We start from the raw sequence: 18,574 nt of genomic DNA on the forward strand, positions 1-18,574 counted from the left end.
GCATGGCCCGTTCACTTTCATTTTTTGCTGGCGGTAACCACTTCTGCGGCAACACGCTCTGTCGCATCGGGAATGGCGGCGGCACGTGCAGCCATCGCCATCCCCATCAGATGGGTTCTGTCCCATCCGGCCATCAGATCAGCGACGGCGGCGGCACTAAAATCTTTCTGCTCAATAATCTTCGCAGCGCCGGCTTTTTCCAGCGGCAGCGCATTCCAGTACTGTTGACGGTCTTTGTGCTGGAAAGGCACAAAAATCGCGGGTAAGCCTGCGGCAGCAATTTCGCTGACCGTTAACGCCCCGGAACGGCAAACCACCACATCAGCCCAGGCGTAAGCCTCTGCCATGTCATCAATGAATTCGGTCACTTTATGCTGCGCCTGACCGGCTTTTTCATAAGCCTGATTCACGGACTCCAGCGCACCTTTACCCACCTGATGCCACAGCGTAATTTTATCGCCCATCAGCGCCGCCACGTCCGGCATGCTCTGATTAAGGACGCGTGCGCCCTGACTGCCACCAATCACCAGCACACGGATTGGCCCTTCACGACCGGCCAGTCGGGTTGCCGGTAATTCCAGCGCCAGGACATCCGTGCGCACCGGATTGCCAACAACGTCAGCATGCGGAAATGCACCCGGAAACGCCTGCAACACTTTTTTTGCAATATGCGACAAACCTTTATTGGTCATACCGGCAATACCATTTTGCTCGTGTAACACCACCGGAATGCCCAGTGACCAGGCCGCCAGCCCCCCGGGGCCGGACACGTACCCGCCCATGCCCAATACCACATCTGGCTGGAAGCGTTTCATGATCGCCTTCGCCTGACGCCACGCATGATATATGCGAACAGGGGCAGTAAGTTGCGCTTTCAGACCTTTCCCACGCAATCCGGCAATTTTAATGAAATCAATATCGATACCGTGTTTGGGTACCAAATCCGCTTCCATCCGGTCTGCTGTACCCAGCCAGCGAACTTCCCAACCTTGCGCGATAAGATGATGGGCTACTGCCAGTCCAGGGAAAACATGTCCACCGGTACCGCCGGCCATCACCATTAAACGCCGGGCATTGCCACTCATCGGGCACTCCTTACAAACGCCTGGGCTTTTGCCAGCCGCGTTTCAAAATCCACTCGCAGCAATAACACGATTGCCGTCGACATAATTAACAGGCTCGAACCGCCGTAACTGATGAGCGGCAGTGTCAGGCCTTTCGTTGGCAACATGCCCGCCGCGGCTCCGACGTTAACCAACGCCTGAAAGCTGAACCATACGCCAATTGAACAGGCTAAAAACCCGGAAAAACGCTGGTCAGTTTCTAACGCCCTGCGTCCGATAGACATGGCGCGAAAAGCGACGAAGAATACCATTAACAGGGCTAAAACCACACCGAAATACCCCAACTCTTCACCTAAAATGGAGAAGATAAAGTCAGTATGTGCTTCAGGTAAATACTCCAGTTTCTGGACTGAATTACCTAATCCCTGCCCCCAGAATTCCCCACGACCAAATGCCATCAGTGACTGCGTTAACTGGTAGCCACTACCAAACGGATCCGCCCACGGATTCCAGAACGATGTCACACGACGCATACGGTATGGCTCGGCAAGAACCAGCAGTACTACGGCGAATACGCCCGAACCGATAATGGCCAGGAACTGCCACATCTTGGCACCCGCCAGGAATAGCATCGCCAGCGTAGTGATAAACAGCACAACCACCGTACCGAGGTCAGGCTGAGCCAACAGCAATACGGCCAGCACCACCATCACGCCCATGGGTTTGCAGAAGCCCCAAAAGTTACTGCGCACTTCATCCACTTTGCGCACCAGATAGCTGGCGAGGTAGCAAAACAGTGACAGCTTGGAGAACTCTGCTGGCTGAATACGCAGGGGGCCGAGTGAAATCCAGCGTGATGCCCCGTTAACCGAGCTACCCACAACCAGCACCACCAGCAGCATGATCACCGACAGCAGTAGCAGAACGTTGCTGTACTTCTGCCAGACCGCCATCGGCACGCGTAATGTCACCAGCGATAAACCAAACGCCAGACCGAGATAAATCGCATCGCGTTTAGCAAACAAAAACGGGTCATCTGCCAGACGCTGGCCAATCGGCATTGAGGCCGATGTCACCATCACGAAGCCGACGATAGCCAACCCGAATGTCAGCCACAGCAACGTCCGGTCATACAACACCAGTGTGACGGAGTCGTTTTCTTTGGAGCCCATCACCCAGTCATTAAACTTGGCGGCGAGACTCAGCCCGGGGATCCGAATCCTCATGAGCCCAGCTCCTTCGCCAGCGCGGTAAAGACATCGCCGCGTTGTTCAAAACTGCGGAACTGATCCAGACTCGCGCAGGCTGGCGACAGTAAAACCATGTCCCCGGAAGCCACACGCGTGCTGATATCACGCATCGCCTGTTCCATCGTTTCAAACAGGGAGGAAACCTCAGGACGCAAATCCGCAAGCTCCGCACCATCACGCCCAAAACAATAAATACGTAACTTATCGCCTTGCAGATAGCGCGTCAGTGGCGAGAAATCAGCTGATTTCCCGTCTCCGCCCAACAGCAGGTGCAACGTGCCTTCAACATGCAGCCCGTTTAATGCCGCTTCGGTGCTGCCCACATTGGTGGCCTTCGAATCATTAATCCAGCGCACGCCGTTATGCTGCCATGCCAGCTGGAAACGGTGAGCCAGACCGGTAAAGGTCGTCAGCGCTTTCAGACTGGATGCATGAGGGATACCGACCGCATCCGCCAGCGCCAGCGCCGCCAGGGCATTGGTATAGTTATGGCGTCCTGTGAGCGGCATTTCGCGGGTATTCAGGACTTTCTCACCACGGACACGCAACCAGATATCATCTTGCTGACGGGTCAGATGGTAATCACCCACATCGACGCCAAAACTCACGCAACGTTTATCCGCACCACGTACCGGCATGGTCAGCGCATCGTCGGCATTAACGACACACAATGCTGCGTTCTCGTAAACCTTCAGCTTGGCTGCCCGGTATTGCTGCAAACCAAACGGATAGCGATCCATATGGTCTTCAGTTACGTTAAGAATGGTCGCCGCAGCCGCGTGCAGACTGTGCGTGGTTTCAAGCTGGAAGCTGGAGAGCTCAAGCACAAACAAATCATATTCGTGATCCAACATAGTCAGCACAGGCAAACCGATATTACCGCCTACGCCCGTGCGCCATCCGGCCGCTTTCGCCATCTCGCCAACCAGCGTGGTGACGGTGCTTTTGCCGTTCGAACCGGTAATGGCGACGATCGGGGTTTGCGTTTCACGGCAGAACAATTCGATATCGCCGATGATTTCCACGCCTGCGTCTGCAGCAGCGCTGAGTGCCGGCGTTGCCAGCGCAACACCCGGACTTGAAATGATCAAATCCGCGTCCAGCAGCCAGTCTTCATTGAGCGAACCGAGGTGACACTCAATATTATCCGCCAGTTTATCGAGCCCTGGCGGGCTGACGCGGGTATCAATAACACGCGGCGTTACGCCACGTGCTGCAAAGAAATCAACACAAGAGAGGCCGGTAAGACCCAGCCCGATGATGACCACTTTTTTACCCTGATAGTCAGCCATATTTATCGTACCTTCAGCGTCGCCAGGCCAATCAGCACCAGCATCAGCGAAATAATCCAGAAACGCACAATGACGCGCGGTTCCGGCCAGCCTTTAAGTTCATAGTGATGATGAATCGGCGCCATACGGAAAATACGCTGCCCACGTAACTTAAAGGACCCGACCTGCAGGATGACCGACAGCGTTTCGACAACAAACACACCGCCCATAATCACCAGTAAGAACTCCTGACGCAGCAGCACGGCGATAGTACCCAGCGCGCCTCCCAAAGCCAGAGAGCCGACATCCCCCATGAAAACTTGTGCCGGATAGGTGTTGAACCACAGGAACCCCAGCCCGGCACCGACAATGGCAGTACACACGATCACCAGCTCACCGGCATGGCGCAGATACGGAATGTGCAGGTAGCTGGCGAAATTCATGTTACCGGTCGCCCATGCCACCAGCGCAAACCCCGCCGCGACGAAAACCGTTGGCATAATCGCCAGACCATCCAGACCGTCCGTCAGATTTACTGCGTTACTGGTACCGACAATCACAAAATAGCTCAGCAGGATGTACATCAAACCCAGCTGCGGCATGATGTCTTTAAAGAACGGCACCACGAGCTCGGTCGCAGGCGTGTCTTTACCAATGGCATACATCGTGAAGGCCGCCGCCAGCGCAATCACGGACTGCCAGAAATATTTCCAACGGGCAATCAGGCCCTTGGTGTCTTTACGCACGACTTTACGGTAGTCATCGATAAAGCCCACCACCCCGTAACCCAGCAATACGAACAGTACACACCACACGTACGGGTTAGACGGATAGGCCCACATCAATACGGAAATCGTGATAGACGCCAGAATCATCAGGCCGCCCATCGTCGGTGTACCACGTTTACTGAAATGTGATTCCGGGCCGTCGTTACGCACAACCTGACCGAAAGACATTTTCTGCAGGCGGGCAATCATGCGAGGCCCGATCCATAACGACAGGAACAACGCGGTCAGCAGGCTGACAATGGCGCGAAACGTCAGGTAAGAAAAGACGTTGAAGCCGGAATAATATTTGACCAAGTGTTCGGCCAGCCAAACTAACATGTTGCATTCTCCTGTAACGCGCGTACTACCTGCTCCATTGCGGCACTACGTGAACCTTTAATTAAAACGGTAATTACCGCATGTTCAGACAGTAAGCTCGTTAAACGGGCCGTCAGGGCTGCCTTATCTTCCAGATGTTCACCACACCCGCTGACATCACTGATGATGCGGCTGTCATGACCAATACTGAATACCTTGTCGATACCGGCGTCGCGGATAGCTTCGCCGACCTGGCGGTGGCAGCTTTCGCTTTCAGCGCCCAGTTCCGCCATATCGCCTACCGCCATTACGCGGTATCCCGGCATCTCTGCCAGCACCTGTGCGGCAGCGGTCATAGAACCGACGTTGGCGTTGTAGCTGTCATCGAGCAAAGTTTTGCCGTCGCAAAGTGCGATAGGGAACAGACGCCCTTTGACGGATTGCAATGTCGCCAGCCCGGCGCGCACGTTTTCCAGCGATGCGCCTACAGACAGCGCCAGCGCGGCCGCAGCCAGAGCATTGGCGATGTTGTGAGGGCCAGGCACCGGCAGTGAAACGTCAATGTTTCCCTGAGGAGAATGCAGCGTGAATGCGGTATTTAACGGGCTGAGCTTGACGTCAGTTGCACTGAAATCGATGCCTTCAGCAAGAATCGGGGAGAAACGCCAGACAGTTTTGCCGTTAAGCTTGTGCTGCCAGTTGGCATAATCATTGTTGTCCGCATTAATAACGGCAATGCCTTTTTCCGGCAGCCCTTCGAAAATCTCGCCTTTCGCACGGGCCACGCCAGCGAGAGAACCGAAACCTTCCAGATGTGCGGCAGACAGGTTATTTACCAGCGCCGTTTCAGGCCGCGCCAGCGCAGTGGTATAGGCGATTTCACCCGGATGATTCGCGCCCATTTCTATCACAGCAAAATCATGTTCTGCCGTCAGTCGCAGCAATGTCAGCGGAACACCAATATCGTTATTGAAGTTACCTGCGGTATACAGCACATTGCCGCACTCGCGCAAAATCGCCGCTGTCATCTCTTTCACAGAAGTCTTGCCGGAAGACCCCGTCAGACCAACGACTCGGGCAGGAACCTGCTGACGCACCCAACCGCCCAGTTGTCCGAGTGCAATACGAGTGTCCGTTACCAGGAGTTGAGGAACATCCACCGGTAAGCGCTTACTTACCAGTAAAGCCCCGGAACCGGCTTTTACGGCATCAACCGCAAAGTCGTGGGCATCAAATTTTTCGCCTTTGAGTGCCACAAACAAACCGCCTTCGGTCACCTGACGGGTATCGGTCGTTACACTGTCGATTTGGGTATCAACCCCGATAAGCTCAGCGTTGAGCGCATCGGCCAGAGTTTGCAGGGAAACGCGGATCATGCGATCACCCCCAGCAAACGAGCGACCGTAACGCGGTCGGAATAATCGAGACGCTGATTGCCGACAAGCTGGTAATCCTCATGTCCCTTACCGGCAATCAACACGACATCATCTTCTTTAGCCTGCATGATCGCACTGGTGACTGCTTCTGCGCGGCCATGAATTTCCTGCGCGCGCCCGGCATCAAGCAGGCCTGCAAGAATATCGGCAACGATAGCGCGAGGCTCTTCACTGCGGGGATTATCATCGGTGACAATCACGCGGTCGGCGTATTGCTCAGCGATACCACCCATCAGCGGACGCTTGCCTTTGTCACGATCGCCACCGCAACCAAAGACACACCACAACGTGCCACGACAATGCAGACGTGCTGCCGCCAGGGCTTTTTCCAGTGCATCAGGCGTATGAGCATAATCAACCACCGCCGTGGGTTTACCCGGCGCATTGAAAACTTCCATGCGACCGCAGACCGGTTGCAACTGAGAGGCTGTCGCCAGCAATTGTGCCAGCGGATAGTCCAGGGAAAGCAGCGTTGCCAAGGCAACCAGCAGGTTACTGACGTTGAATGCGCCCATCAGGCGGCTCTCCAGCCGGCCTTCGCCCCAGCTGGAATCGATGTTTACGGTGGCACCGTTATCGTGATAATTCACGCTACGGGCTACCAGCCAGCGGCCATTCCAGCCTGCCGGAATTTTGTCTTCCATGCTGACCGCAATCGCATTTGGCGTTTTTGCCAGCCAGCGTGCGCCAACGTGATCGTCAGCATTAATAATTTTTTGGCCGACCTGATGTGAAGCGAAAAGCTGCCATTTGGCGTCTTCATAGCTTTGCATATCACCATGATAATCAAGGTGATCACGACTCAGGTTGGTAAATGCGGCAGCGGCAAAGGGCAGTGCGGCAACACGATGCTGAACCAGCCCGTGTGAAGAGACTTCCATTGCAGCAAAAGTTGCGCCCTGTTTCACCAGATCAGCCAGAATATGCTGAACCTGTACGGCAGAACCGGTGGTGTTTTCGGCGGGCACCACGCTATCCAGCAACCCGTTGCCCACGGTGCCCATGACGGCACTGGTTTCGCCCAGCAACTGGCTCCACTGCGCCAGCAGTTGCGTGGTGGTGGTTTTGCCATTGGTGCCTGTTACGCCAACAAGACGTAATGTTTTGCCCGGCTGCTGGTAAAAACGGCCCGCCAGCTGTGACAGCAAAATATTTAAATCTTCCAGATAAACGACCGGTACACCATGCATCTGGCAGACCGTTCCGTGCTTTTGTTCACCTTTTGCCTCGGCCACCACGGCGGCGACGCCCTGAGCAATTGCCTGGGGAATAAAACGACGCCCGTCACTGGTATGGCCTGAAACCGCGACAAACAGATCGCCGGCAGCCGCAACGCGGCTGTCCAGAATCATGTCTTTTAGCGCTACCGCCGGGGCATCACTCACCCAGGGCGCTAAGATGTCGCGCAAATTACGATCTGCCACCTGAAGCCTCTTTTTGATTATTCACTATGTCTGCGTTTTCATCGGCAGTCAGCGCATCTGGTTCAACGTTCATGGTACGCAATACCCCGCCCATGATGGCGCCAAACACCGGTGCGGAAACGGCCCCACCGTAATATTTCCCTGCCTGTGGATCGTTGATAACCACGACAAGGGCAAATCTTGGATTGCTTGCTGGCGCAACGCCGGCGGTATAGGCAATGTATTTATTAACGTATTTCCCGTCCGGCCCGACCTTTTTCGCGGTACCGGTTTTGATCGCAATGCGGTAGCCCTTGATCGCCGCTTTCACACCGCCACCGCCGGGCAGCGCCACGCTTTCCATCATATGTACGACGGTACGCACCAGTGGTTCAGGGAAAACGCGCTCGCCGGAAACCGGCGGATCAACCCGGGTAATCGACAACGGGCGATAAACGCCCATGCTGCCGATGGTTGCATAGACTCGCGCTAGCTGGAGAGGTGTCACCATTAGCCCGTAGCCGAAAGAGAAGGTGGCCCTCTCTATGTCAGACCACCGTTGTTTTTTAGGGTATAAGCCACTGCTTTCTCCAACCAGCCCCAAATTGGTCGGTTTTCCCAATCCGAATCGCGAGTAAGTGTCTACCAGCTCTGCGGATGGCATCGATAACGCCAGTCGTGAAACACCAACGTTACTCGACTTCTGCAAGATACCCGTGACGGAAAGTTCCGCGTAACGGGCCACATCTTTAATCTCATGACCGTTAATCCGGTACGGCAAGGTATTGAGTACGCTGTTCTCGCGCACCACACCATTTTTCAATGCCGTCATCACTACCATCGGTTTCACGGTTGAACCCGGTTCGAAGATATCGGTGATGGCGCGGTTACGCATCACGTCTTTTGGCGTATCCGGCATGTTATTCGGGTTGTAGGACGGGCTGTTGGCCATCGCCAGAACTTCACCGGTTTGCACATCGACCAGTACCGCAGTGCCCGACTCCGCTTTATTGAATGCCACCGCGTTATTGAGCTCGCGGTAAACCAGCGCCTGCAAACGCTCATCGATGCTCAGCGCCAGATTGTGTGCCGCCTGGCTGTCTACGGTAGAAATATCTTCGATAACGCGACCGAAGCGGTCTTTACGAATAGTTCGCTCGCCCGGTTTACCGGTCAGCCAGCGGTCAAAACTCTTCTCAACGCCTTCAATACCTTCGCCGTCGATATTGGTGACGCCAATAACATGCGATGTCACCTGCCCGGCAGGGTAATAGCGGCGGGATTCCTGACGCAGGGAAATCCCCGGCAGTTTGAGTTTACGAATATATTCGCCGACCGCAGGATTGACCTGGCGTGCCAGATAGACAAAGCGTCCGTTGGGATTGGCAGTAATACGGGAAGAAAGCTGAGCAAGCGGCATATTCAGCGCATCGGCCAGTGCTTTCCATTTGGTATCGGTGGTGATACCGCCGCGATCGCTAATTTCTTTAGGGTCAGCCCAGATGGCGTTAACCGGCACACTGACCGCCAGCGGGCGACCTGAGCGATCAGTAATCATGCCACGGGATGTGGGAATGGTTTGTACGCGCAGGGAACGCAGGTCGCCTTCCTTCACCAGCTTATCCGGATTAATCACCTGCAGATACGCCACGCGCAACATCAGGCCAACCAATGCCAGCAGGATACAGGCGCACAACAACGCAAAACGCCAGCTGATGAAGCTGGCTTGGTTTTCGGGACGCTTTAACTTCGCGGTGCGTGTTGCTTTCATTCGCTGCCTGTATTCTCCGTGGGCATTTAAGGTTGAACCACAATAATTTCTTGAGATGGATCAACGTGTTGCATCTGCAATTTCTCCGTTGCGATGCGTTCCACCCGGCTGTGATCGCCGAGGGCGTTCTCTTCAAGGATCAGGTTGCGCCATTCAATATCCAGCGCATCCCTTTCCAGGACTAATTGTTCGCGCTGAGCCGTCAGCAAACGCGTACGGTGAGCGGTAGTGACCACTAAAATTGCACTGACCAAAACGGCGATCATCAGAATTAACGGGATTTTGCCGTTGCGAAGAATATCGCCGGCGATAACTCCCACTAATCCGTGGCGTTCGTTGCCTATCACGCTGTTGTTCTCTCAGCAAAACGCAGAACAGAACTGCGGGCCCGTGGGTTTTCGGCCACTTCGGCTTCAGAGGGCATCATTTTCCCGACTGATTTCAGTGAACGTCCGCCAAGTTCTGCGATTTGTGCTTCCGTCATCGGAATACCGGCCGGCACCTGTGCGCCACGGCTATGCTGACGGATGAAACGTTTTACAATCCGGTCTTCAAGAGAGTGGAAACTGATCACGGATAAACGGCCTTCAGGCGCCAGAATTTCCAGTGCGCCATCCAGCGCGCGTTCAATCTCTTCCAGTTCACTGTTGATATAGATACGGATCGCCTGGAAACTGCGTGTGGCCGGGTGTTTGTGCTTCTCACGTACTGGCGAGGCATTAGCGATCAAATCCGCCAGTTCCTTGGTCCGTGTCATCGGCAATTCGCGGTTACGCTCGACGATCGCGCGTGCGATACGTTTGGCAAAACGCTCTTCACCAAACGTTTTCAACACCCAGGCAATATCTTCAGCTTCAGCTTTCATCAGCCACTCAGCAGCTGAATAACCTCGGGTCGGATCCATACGCATATCCAGTGGCCCGTCACGCATGAAGGAGAATCCACGTTCAGGATCGTCAAGCTGCGGAGAGGAAACACCTAAATCCAGTAAGACGCCGTCGATCTTGCCTTCCAGACCACGATCCCGCGCATAGTCAGCAAGGTTGGAAAAAGGTCCGTGAACAATGGAGAAACGGGGATCATCAATAGATTCTGCGGCTTTGATCGCTTGTGGATCGCGATCAATCGCCAGCAAGCGTCCGTCCGGCCCAAGCTGGGACAGAATCAAACGTGAATGGCCACCACGGCCAAAAGTTCCGTCTATGTAAATGCCGTCCTGTTGAATGTTGAGGCCGTTAACGGCTTCATCCAGCAAAACGGAAGTGTGTTTATAGTTTTCAACCATGCTTATAATGACAAGTCCTGTAACCGGTCAGAAAGGGGTTCCTGAGACGATTGTTCAGCGTCGATGTCTTCCTTAACTTGTTGATACCAGGTCTGTTCATCCCACAGTTCAAACTTGTTGAACTGCCCAACCAGCATCACTTCTTTTGCCAGCCCGGCATGCTGACGTAATGTCGTTGCAATCAGCAGACGTCCGGCGTTATCCATCTGACACTCACTGGCATGCCCCAGTAACAGGCGCTGAATACGGCGCTCAACAGGGTTCATGCTCGACAGACGGGACAATTTTTGTTCGATAACTTCCCACTCAGGGAGGGTGTAAAGAAGAAGGCATGGGTGATGGAGGTCTATGGTACATACCATTTGACCTTGCGATTCTTCGCTCAACAAATCCCGATAACGGGTAGGTACGGCAAGTCGCCCTTTGCTGTCGAGGTTAACCATCGTCGCGCCACGAAACATGACCGCTCTACCCCTCTGTGACCCTTTCCACCACTTTCCCCCACAAATTCCCACAGAAAAGAGTTTACGGATGGTTTTAAAACCTTGTCAAGCCAGAGCGGAGACGGTTTGGCAATATTTACGCAGCCACACAAATGCTTAGCGCAATGTGATGAGGTTTTTTAGAGGGGGGATAGAAAATAACGTCATGATTAGTTGAAGAAATTTCGGAGGGTTAATAATTTCGTTTAAAAAAAAGCCAAACTGAACATTATTTAACTATTTATATTCTTCTGCTATCTAACTCTCATTTCCTGACCGCTTTGCCTTAACAAAAATCATTTTCAATTTTTTTCTGGCTGTCACGTCTAAATCAACATCATTTTACATGCCAACCCGCATGGCATAAGCCTTTGGGGAGTTTCAAAACCACCAGTCGTGCAGTAAAACCACGCTTCCGGAAATTAAGCGGGGAATTCTACAGCACTTTTGCGGGGAGCATTAACGTATTTTAGAAATTGATGGGAGGATTTATATCTGTGCAAGAAAGCATAAAACATTTGTTAATAATTCAGCAGGCTGGGAATGCTCCTAAATTACCCGTTAAAGTCATATGGGAATTTTCGTATTTTGATTATAAGAACCGGTGAGACAAATTATCGGAAGGTTTAACGCGATTCAGCAACGAAGAAAGAGTCGGGCAGTCATTATGAATGCCCGCCTGCTGATTATTTTCGGCTCAGACGGCCCCGGCGGAACAAATTACGCCGGATACGGGTTAGCCCTGCTTTCGGCTTTTTAGGTTCATCCAGACAAGCCAGAACCAGTTCAAGCACGCGTTCAGCCACATCGCGATGACGCTGCGCCACGGCCAGAACCGGGCATTCAAGGAAATCGAGCAGTTCGTTATCACCAAATGTGGCGATAGCCAGATCGACCGGCAAACGTCCTTCCGTCTTTAACGTAACATCCATCACGCCCTGCAGCAGCTGGAATGATGTCGTGAATAACGCCTGTGGCATCGGGTTCGTTTTCAACCATTCGGCAAACACAATCGCCGCAGATTCACGATCATACGCATTCGCATAAAGATATTTTGGCTGACGTGGATCTTCAGCCCATGCCTGACGGAACCCCTGCTCACGCAGAAAACTCACGGAAAGCTCAGGCAGCGCACCAAGATACAATACCGATTCAGCAGGGAACGAGCGCAGTTCCTGCGCCAGCATCAGTGCATCGTCCTGATCGGCTCCCACAACACTAATGAAATGTTCAGGATCAAGAGCGCGATCAAGTGCAATGATCGGGAAATCGTTGTTGGCCCAGCGCTGATAGAAAGGATGTTCCGGCGGTAACGACGTGGAAATGATGATTGCATCGACCTGACGTTGCAGCAAATGCTCGATGCAGCGCATCTCATTGTCAGGCTGATCTTCAGAACAGGCGATCAGCAGCTGATAACCCCGCTGACGGGCCTGACGTTCCAGGAAGTTCGCGATTTTGGTGTAGCTGGTATTTTCCAGATCCGGGATCACCAGGCCAATAGAACGGGTGCGACCGGCGCGTAGGCCCGCTGCCACCGCATTCGGGTGATAGTTATGTTCCTTCACGACAGCCATCACTTTTTCGACTGTCTTATCGCTGACACGATACTGTTTCGCTTTGCCATTAATGACATAACTGGCCGTTGTACGCGAAACGCCCGCTAACCTCGCGATCTCATCCAGCTTCACTGAGAAAACCCCTTAATAAAGATAATGCTTTATCTAACCGCAGAAGCCCCTGCCGGGCAAGGTGTTTTACCGAATCGCTTCACCAGATTCGCAAAAATAAAGCCCGGCTCAGCAGCCGGGCTTGTATATATCAGATAAGTTTCACATCTTGCTGATTATTTACACTTTAGCGCATGATCTTGTCGCCACGGGAAACGCCAACTACACCGGAGCGTGCAACTTCGACGATTTCAGCCACATCACGAATACTGGCCAAAAACGCGTCAAGCTTGTCGCTGGTACCCGCCAGCTGAACGGTGTAAAGCGTTGGCGTGACATCGACGATCTGCCCGCGGAAAATCTCGGTTGAACGCTTCACTTCTTCGCGGCCATAACCCGAAGCCTGCACCTTCACCAGCATGATTTCACGCTCAACGTGAGCGCCCTGCACCAGCTCGGTCACTCGTAAGACGTCCACAAGCTTATGGAGCTGCTTTTCTATCTGCTCGAGTACTTTGGCATCACCCACGGTCTGAATGGTCATACGTGACAGCGTGGGATCATCCGTCGGTGCAACGGTCAGGCTTTCAATGTTGTAGCCACGCTGAGAGAACAGGCCAACGACGCGGGACAATGCCCCCGATTCATTTTCCAGTAATACTGATAAAATCCGGCGCATGATCAGGTCCTCTCCGTTTTGCTTAACCACATTTCGTCCATCGCACCGCCACGGATGTGCATCGGGTAAACGTGTTCTGTTTCATCCACGCTGATATCAACAAATACCAGACGGTTTTTCTGTTCCAGCGCCAGCGCCAGCTTGCTTTCCAGCTCATCAGGCGTGCGGATAGCAATACCCACATGCCCGTAAGCTTCCGCCAGTTTCACGAAATCAGGCAGCGATTGCATGTAAGACTGGGAATGGCGACCGGAGTAAATCATGTCCTGCCACTGCTTCACCATGCCAAGATAACCATTGTTCAGGTTCACAACGATCACCGGCAAATCATATTGCAGCGCGGTTGACAGCTCCTGAATGTTCATCTGAATACTGCCGTCACCGGTAACACAAATTACCGTTTCATCCGGCAGGCCGAGTTTCACACCCAGCGCAGCGGGCAGTCCGAAGCCCATCGTGCCGAGCCCCCCCGAGTTGATCCAGCGACGCGGTTTGTCGAACTTATAATACAACGCGGCAAACATCTGGTGCTGCCCGACGTCCGACGTCACATACGCATCACCCTGAGTCAGGCGATGCAACGTTTCGATAACGGCCTGTGGCTTGATGGTACCGGTATTTTTGTCGTAACTCAGGCACTCACGCCCGCGCCAGTTCTCAATATTTTGCCACCAGTCGCGCAGGGCATCGAATTCCTGTTTTTCATCGCTTTGTGCCAGTAATTCCAGCATCTGAACCAGCGTCTGTTTTGCATCGCCCACGATCGGAATATCAGCATTCACGGTTTTGGAAATGGACGTCGGGTCGATATCAATGTGCATAACCGTCGCATTCGGGCAGTACTTCGCCAGATTGTTGGTGGTGCGGTCATCGAAACGCACCCCCACCCCGAAGATCAGATCGGCGTTATGCATCGCCATATTGGCTTCGTAAGTACCGTGCATGCCGAGCATACCGAGGCTCTGGCGATGAGTGCCAGGAAATGCGCCCAGCCCCATCAGGGAACTGGTGACAGGCAGATTCAGTTTCTCCGCCAGTTGCAGCAGTTCAGCGTCACATTCAGAATTAACCGCACCGCCGCCCACGTACAGCACCGGTTTCTTCGCCGCCAGTAATGTCTGCACCGCGCGTTTGATTTGCCCGCGATGGCCTTGCACCGTCGGGTTATAAGAGCGCATCGCAACCTGTTCGGGATAGGCGTAAGGCAGTTTAATCTGCGGATTCACTACGTCTTTTGGCAGGTCGACAACCACCGGGCCAGGACGGCCGGTAGAGGCAAGATAAAACGCTTTTTTCAGTACAGTCGGAATATCTTCCGCACGTTTTACCAGAAAGCTGTGTTTTACCACCGGGCGGGAAATCCCCACCATGTCGCATTCCTGAAATGCGTCATAACCGATCAGCGAACTGTGTACCTGGCCGGACAGCACCACTAACGGAATGGAATCCATATAAGCCGTGGCAATACCGGTGATAGCATTGGTAGCGCCGGGGCCAGAAGTTACCAGCACGACGCCCACGTCACCCGTAGCACGCGCATAACCGTCCGCCATATGAACCGCACCCTGTTCATGTCTCACCAGCACATGATCTATCCCACCGACCGTATGCAGGGCATCATAGATATCCAACACCGCACCGCCGGGATAACCGAATACGTGCTTTACGCCCTGGTCGATTAATGACCGGACGACCATCTCGGCTCCTGACAACATCTCCATGGTTTTGCCTCCAGGCTTTTTGCTTCTTCTATAGGATGACTTTTGTTTCAGCTAGCTGTTCTATCAGCAGCGATTTCAACATAAATCGCTGAATTTTAGGACTTTCTATCGGGCTTACTACACCCTGCTGTTCTTATTAGCGTTCAAGAATCTAACTCAGTACCTTAGCGTCAGAACCCGAGTCAGGCAAACGCCAAAAATTCTGTGCAGACAGAATTTTATCGCCTCACACTGCCTTCATTCTTTCGTTCGGGACAAAACACTGCCTGCGCGCATTAACCAGTCAGAAATATCAGGGAGGCTGGAAAAATTACAGTATTAAATTATGTCTGTAAGGGAGGTAAAACGAAGGGAAAAACCGGCGAAGTGACAGGCACCGGTGATTCAGAAAAGAAAATGATGAAGCGGACGGGTGAAGCATTACTCCTGATAAAGCTGATCGATTTCCTTCTGATAACGGCTGAAAATGATTTTGCGGCGCAGTTTAAGGGTTGGCGTCAGTTCCCCGGCCTCCATCGTGAAAGGTTTGGTCAGCAATACAAACTTTTTCACCTGCTCAAAACCGGCCAGATCATGCTGTATCTCACGTAACTGATGAGCAAACAGCGAGAGGATTTGCGCATTTTTCACCAGCCCGGCGCGATTGAAGTAATCGATATGGTGCGCCTGGGCATAGACATTCAGCACATCAAAATCAGGCACGATCAGCGCGGAAACAAAGTGCCGTTCATCGGCGATAACGGCTGCCTGCTCAATATAACGATCCTGAACCAGCGTGCCTTCGATACGCTGTGGAGCAATGTATTTACCCCCGGACGTTTTCATCAGATCTTTCAGCCGCTCAGTAATGAATACGTTACCTTGTGCATCCATTTTCCCGGCATCACCGGTTTTGAACCAGCCGTCATCGGTGAAGCTGGCCGCCGTCTCTTCCGGCTTATTGAAATAACCACGCAGTAAAGTCGGACCGCGAACCTGAATTTCATTCTCCCCGCCGATCCGCACTTCGATCTCTGGTAATGCCGTACCGACAGAACCAAAGCGGAAGTCATTTTCCTCCCAGCAGGTCACCGTCGCGCAGGTTTCCGTCAGGCCGTAGCCATATTTGATGTTCAGGCCGAGTGATTCGAAAAAAAGAATGACGTTGTCATCCAGACTCGCACCGGCGGCAGGCAGAAAGCGCAGATTACCTCCCAGCAAATCACGCAACTTTTTCAGCACCAGCTTATCGGCGAGAAAATGTGCGGGCGTCAGCCAAAACGGATGACGCCCGCCACGACGTTCGATCAGAAACTTCTCTTTACCCTGTGCGACGGCCCAGTGGAAAAGCCGCTTTTTGAGGGGGCCCGCGCGGGCGACTTTGTCGTGGATCGCGCTGAACACTTTTTCATAGAAACGCGGAACCGCACACATCACCGTCGGTTTAATGGCCTGCAAGGCCTCACGCACCAGATCGGTTTCGCGCAGGAAGACATTTTGCGCACCGCTATGCATCACGAAGAAACTCCACGCGCGTTCAAAAACATGCGCAAGCGGCAGGAAGCAGAGGGAAACATCATGTTCAGTAATACTCAGACGCTTTTCATGCTGCATCAGTTGCGTCGCCATGCTGCGATAATCCAGCATCACACCTTTTGCTTCTCCGGTGGTACCGGAGGTATAGATAAGCGTGAACAGATCATCGAGATTACGGGCATTGATCCGCACTTCACGCTCAGCAGCTAAAGCCGCATCCTGCGGAACGACGCCAGAAACATGCCGGGCAATCGGTACGCCACGTAACTCGACCTCATTGTCCAGCACCAGAATATGTTTCAGTTGCGGACAGAGATCACGTACGGCCACCGCTGCGTCATATTGCTTCTGGCCGATGACAAACAAAATACGGATATCCGCATCATTGAGGACATACGCAGACTGCGCGGGGGTATTAGTTGCATAAACCGGCACGGTGATCGCACGCAATTGCAAGATCGCCAGGTCTGCCGTCGCCCAGGCTATCGAATTATTCCCACAAATGGCGATGCGTTCCTGAACGCCAACGTGTTCCTGCAATAACACATCGGATAAGGCATCCACCTTTCCGCCAAGCTCACGCCAGGTCAGGGCGGATGTCACCGCCGGGGACCACTCGCGAAATGCAGTCTGTTCAGCACGGGCACTGACTTGCTGACGGAAACGGGTTATCTGATGGTAATCATTTAAGGTTGGATTCATTGAGCGTTTATACCGGCGTCAGGCGTAGTCAGTAAAAGGGAGGGAGCTCACTGCGTTGCTCTGTTACAAAAATTTAACGCAGTCTACCGGCAAATATTGCACGGTGAAATGAAATTGTAGGAGCAGCAGCAGGGTTTTGGGAAGATGTCCCGGAAATCCGATGACGAAAAAAAACCTGCAGGGCATTAACGAGGAAAAAACCTGCAGGATAAAAAACCATGTGAAGAAGAGCAGGCAGCCACTTTCGCTGCAATCACGGCCGCAAAAAACATCGTAAAGACTGTCTGATTACAGAGAAACAACACACTGGCTCAATAATGTTTTCATCCACATATTGCCTTTGTCTTTGCTGGAGGATTCATGCCAGGAAAGATAACATGTGAGTGTATTTTTCATCCACGGTAGCGGAATGACTGACAAATTAAGTATTCCGGCATTTGCCTGTGCCAGCCAGCGCGGCACCAGCGCAACCATGTCGGTTTTGGAGACAATTTCCATAACACTAAATAAATCAGTTCCCTGATAGGAAATCAACGAAACTAACTCAGAGTCGTCGTAATAAGGAGAGCTGAACGAGTAGAACCGGTCCATCATCATGACAGCATGTTTTTCTTTCAGATATTTTTCATCTGACATGTGCGGACTGATACGGGGATGATTTTGCGCTGCAACCAGAACCAGCTCATCATTGAATAAAGCTTGATTGCAAAAATCAGCACGTTCAAACTTACGATAACTGATCACAAATTCTATATTCTGATAACGCAACTGATGTTCAATATCATCGTTCACAATGGTCTGTAGTTTAACACTGACACCCGGTGATAATTCTTCTGCAGCATTCAACACCTGGCTGGTGAAGCGTTTATCGAGCGGGCTGCAAATAGCGACATTAAACTGGCGCGTACTGAGGAAAGGGTCAAAACCTGCCCCCGGTAATTCATTCATCACGAGCTGCAAGGCCTGTCTGACAGGGCCAAAAAGCTGACGCGCGCGCATTGTTGGTTGGATCCCACGCCCGAAACGCACAAATAAGTCATCGTTAAACATTACTTTTAAACGGGCAACGGCATTACTGACCGCCGGCTGGGACATCCCCAACATATTGGCCGCACGTGTAATATTTTGTAATTGCATCACGGCATCAAAAACTGTTAACAAATTTAAATCAACATTGCGAAGGTGCGTTTCTGCCTCAGCAGGTTTAGGGTGAATTTCTGTATCGGCGTCAGACATGATA

15 protein-coding genes are annotated in these 18,574 nt (G+C 52.7%); all 15 read right to left on the minus strand.

The annotated features are described in order from the left end of the window. Nucleotides 1–17: 17 nt before the first annotated feature. The 15 genes from murG to leuO all read right to left on the minus strand — a co-directional run bounded on the left by murG (nucleotide 18) and on the right by leuO (nucleotide 18,570). Entirely contained in the window at nucleotides 18–1,085 is a 1,068-nt protein-coding gene (gene murG, locus ETV65_RS12760; RefSeq protein ID WP_129953199.1) for an undecaprenyldiphospho-muramoylpentapeptide beta-N-acetylglucosaminyltransferase, read from the minus strand. Then, a complete protein-coding gene (ftsW, locus tag ETV65_RS12765; protein ID WP_129953200.1) occupies nucleotides 1,082–2,290 on the minus strand; it encodes a cell division protein FtsW in 1,209 nt (402 codons plus the stop codon). The genes murG and ftsW overlap by 4 nt, the downstream gene beginning before the upstream one ends. Beyond that, nucleotides 2,287–3,606, minus strand: coding sequence for a UDP-N-acetylmuramoyl-L-alanine--D-glutamate ligase (gene murD, locus ETV65_RS12770; RefSeq protein ID WP_129953201.1), 1,320 nt, complete (start codon nucleotides 3,604–3,606; stop codon nucleotides 2,287–2,289). Before murD ends, ftsW begins: the two co-directional genes overlap by 4 nt. A 2-nt stretch (nucleotides 3,607–3,608) precedes the next feature. Continuing rightward, nucleotides 3,609–4,691 carry a phospho-N-acetylmuramoyl-pentapeptide-transferase gene (gene mraY, locus ETV65_RS12775; protein WP_129953202.1) on the minus strand — a complete coding sequence of 361 codons (1,083 nt, stop codon included), beginning with the start codon at nucleotides 4,689–4,691 and terminating at the stop codon, nucleotides 3,609–3,611. Further along, nucleotides 4,685–6,046, minus strand: a complete 1,362-nt coding sequence (murF, locus tag ETV65_RS12780) for a UDP-N-acetylmuramoyl-tripeptide--D-alanyl-D-alanine ligase (protein WP_129953203.1) — start codon at nucleotides 6,044–6,046, stop codon at nucleotides 4,685–4,687. Before murF ends, mraY begins: the two co-directional genes overlap by 7 nt. Further along, nucleotides 6,043–7,530 carry a UDP-N-acetylmuramoyl-L-alanyl-D-glutamate--2,6-diaminopimelate ligase gene (gene murE, locus ETV65_RS12785; protein ID WP_129953204.1) on the minus strand — a complete coding sequence of 496 codons (1,488 nt, stop codon included), beginning with the start codon at nucleotides 7,528–7,530 and terminating at the stop codon, nucleotides 6,043–6,045. Before murE ends, murF begins: the two co-directional genes overlap by 4 nt. Continuing rightward, nucleotides 7,517–9,280 (minus strand): peptidoglycan glycosyltransferase FtsI, encoded by a 1,764-nt coding sequence (locus ETV65_RS12790; protein WP_129953205.1) that lies wholly within the window; start codon nucleotides 9,278–9,280, stop codon nucleotides 7,517–7,519. The genes murE and ETV65_RS12790 overlap by 14 nt, the downstream gene beginning before the upstream one ends. 26 nt (nucleotides 9,281–9,306) lie before the next feature. Continuing rightward, nucleotides 9,307–9,627 carry a cell division protein FtsL gene (ftsL, locus tag ETV65_RS12795; protein WP_129953206.1) on the minus strand — a complete coding sequence of 107 codons (321 nt, stop codon included), beginning with the start codon at nucleotides 9,625–9,627 and terminating at the stop codon, nucleotides 9,307–9,309. After that, nucleotides 9,624–10,565, minus strand: coding sequence for a 16S rRNA (cytosine(1402)-N(4))-methyltransferase RsmH (gene rsmH / locus ETV65_RS12800; protein WP_129953207.1), 942 nt, complete (start codon nucleotides 10,563–10,565; stop codon nucleotides 9,624–9,626). Before rsmH ends, ftsL begins: the two co-directional genes overlap by 4 nt. Before the next feature lie 2 nt (nucleotides 10,566–10,567). Then, nucleotides 10,568–11,026 (minus strand): division/cell wall cluster transcriptional repressor MraZ, encoded by a 459-nt coding sequence (mraZ, locus tag ETV65_RS12805; RefSeq protein ID WP_034787151.1) that lies wholly within the window; start codon nucleotides 11,024–11,026, stop codon nucleotides 10,568–10,570. Nucleotides 11,027–11,733: 707 nt separating this feature from the next. Beyond that, on the minus strand, nucleotides 11,734–12,738 hold the full coding sequence (gene cra / locus ETV65_RS12810) for a catabolite repressor/activator (RefSeq protein ID WP_129953208.1): 1,005 nt from the start codon (nucleotides 12,736–12,738) through the stop codon (nucleotides 11,734–11,736). Between the two features lie 166 nt (nucleotides 12,739–12,904). Continuing rightward, nucleotides 12,905–13,396 (minus strand): acetolactate synthase small subunit, encoded by a 492-nt coding sequence (ilvN, locus tag ETV65_RS12815; RefSeq protein ID WP_120132476.1) that lies wholly within the window; start codon nucleotides 13,394–13,396, stop codon nucleotides 12,905–12,907. Between the two features lie 2 nt (nucleotides 13,397–13,398). Continuing rightward, nucleotides 13,399–15,117 carry an acetolactate synthase 3 large subunit gene (ilvI, locus tag ETV65_RS12820; RefSeq protein ID WP_129953209.1) on the minus strand — a complete coding sequence of 573 codons (1,719 nt, stop codon included), beginning with the start codon at nucleotides 15,115–15,117 and terminating at the stop codon, nucleotides 13,399–13,401. A 420-nt stretch (nucleotides 15,118–15,537) separates the two neighbouring features. Then, the gene (locus ETV65_RS12825; protein ID WP_129953210.1) at nucleotides 15,538–17,334 is read right to left on the minus strand and encodes a long-chain fatty acid--CoA ligase; all 1,797 of its coding nucleotides are present in this window, start codon (nucleotides 17,332–17,334) and stop codon (nucleotides 15,538–15,540) included. Nucleotides 17,335–17,622: 288 nt separating this feature from the next. Further along, the gene (gene leuO, locus ETV65_RS12830; RefSeq protein ID WP_129953331.1) at nucleotides 17,623–18,570 is read right to left on the minus strand and encodes a transcriptional regulator LeuO; all 948 of its coding nucleotides are present in this window, start codon (nucleotides 18,568–18,570) and stop codon (nucleotides 17,623–17,625) included. Nucleotides 18,571–18,574: the final 4 nt, after the last annotated feature.

The organism is Rahnella sp. RFA10(1/100), assembly GCF_004195115.1.
Lineage (GTDB): Bacteria > Pseudomonadota > Gammaproteobacteria > Enterobacterales > Enterobacteriaceae > Rahnella > Rahnella perminowiae.

Coding starts and splice junctions, on each gene's coding strand:
- murD (WP_129953201.1), bottom strand. CDS start 3,606: ATGGCTGACTATCAGGGTAAAAAAGTGGTCATCATCGGGCTGGGTCTT.
- murF (WP_129953203.1), bottom strand. CDS start 6,046: ATGATCCGCGTTTCCCTGCAAACTCTGGCCGATGCGCTCAACGCTGAG.
- ilvN (WP_120132476.1), bottom strand. CDS start 13,396: ATGCGCCGGATTTTATCAGTATTACTGGAAAATGAATCGGGGGCATTG.
- mraZ (WP_034787151.1), bottom strand. CDS start 11,026: ATGTTTCGTGGCGCGACGATGGTTAACCTCGACAGCAAAGGGCGACTT.
- ilvI (WP_129953209.1), bottom strand. CDS start 15,117: ATGGAGATGTTGTCAGGAGCCGAGATGGTCGTCCGGTCATTAATCGAC.
- leuO (WP_129953331.1), bottom strand. CDS start 18,570: ATGTCTGACGCCGATACAGAAATTCACCCTAAACCTGCTGAGGCAGAA.
- mraY (WP_129953202.1), bottom strand. CDS start 4,691: ATGTTAGTTTGGCTGGCCGAACACTTGGTCAAATATTATTCCGGCTTC.
- ETV65_RS12790 (WP_129953205.1), bottom strand. CDS start 9,280: ATGAAAGCAACACGCACCGCGAAGTTAAAGCGTCCCGAAAACCAAGCC.
- ftsW (WP_129953200.1), bottom strand. CDS start 2,290: ATGAGGATTCGGATCCCCGGGCTGAGTCTCGCCGCCAAGTTTAATGAC.
- rsmH (WP_129953207.1), bottom strand. CDS start 10,565: ATGGTTGAAAACTATAAACACACTTCCGTTTTGCTGGATGAAGCCGTT.
- ETV65_RS12825 (WP_129953210.1), bottom strand. CDS start 17,334: ATGAATCCAACCTTAAATGATTACCATCAGATAACCCGTTTCCGTCAG.
- murG (WP_129953199.1), bottom strand. CDS start 1,085: ATGAGTGGCAATGCCCGGCGTTTAATGGTGATGGCCGGCGGTACCGGT.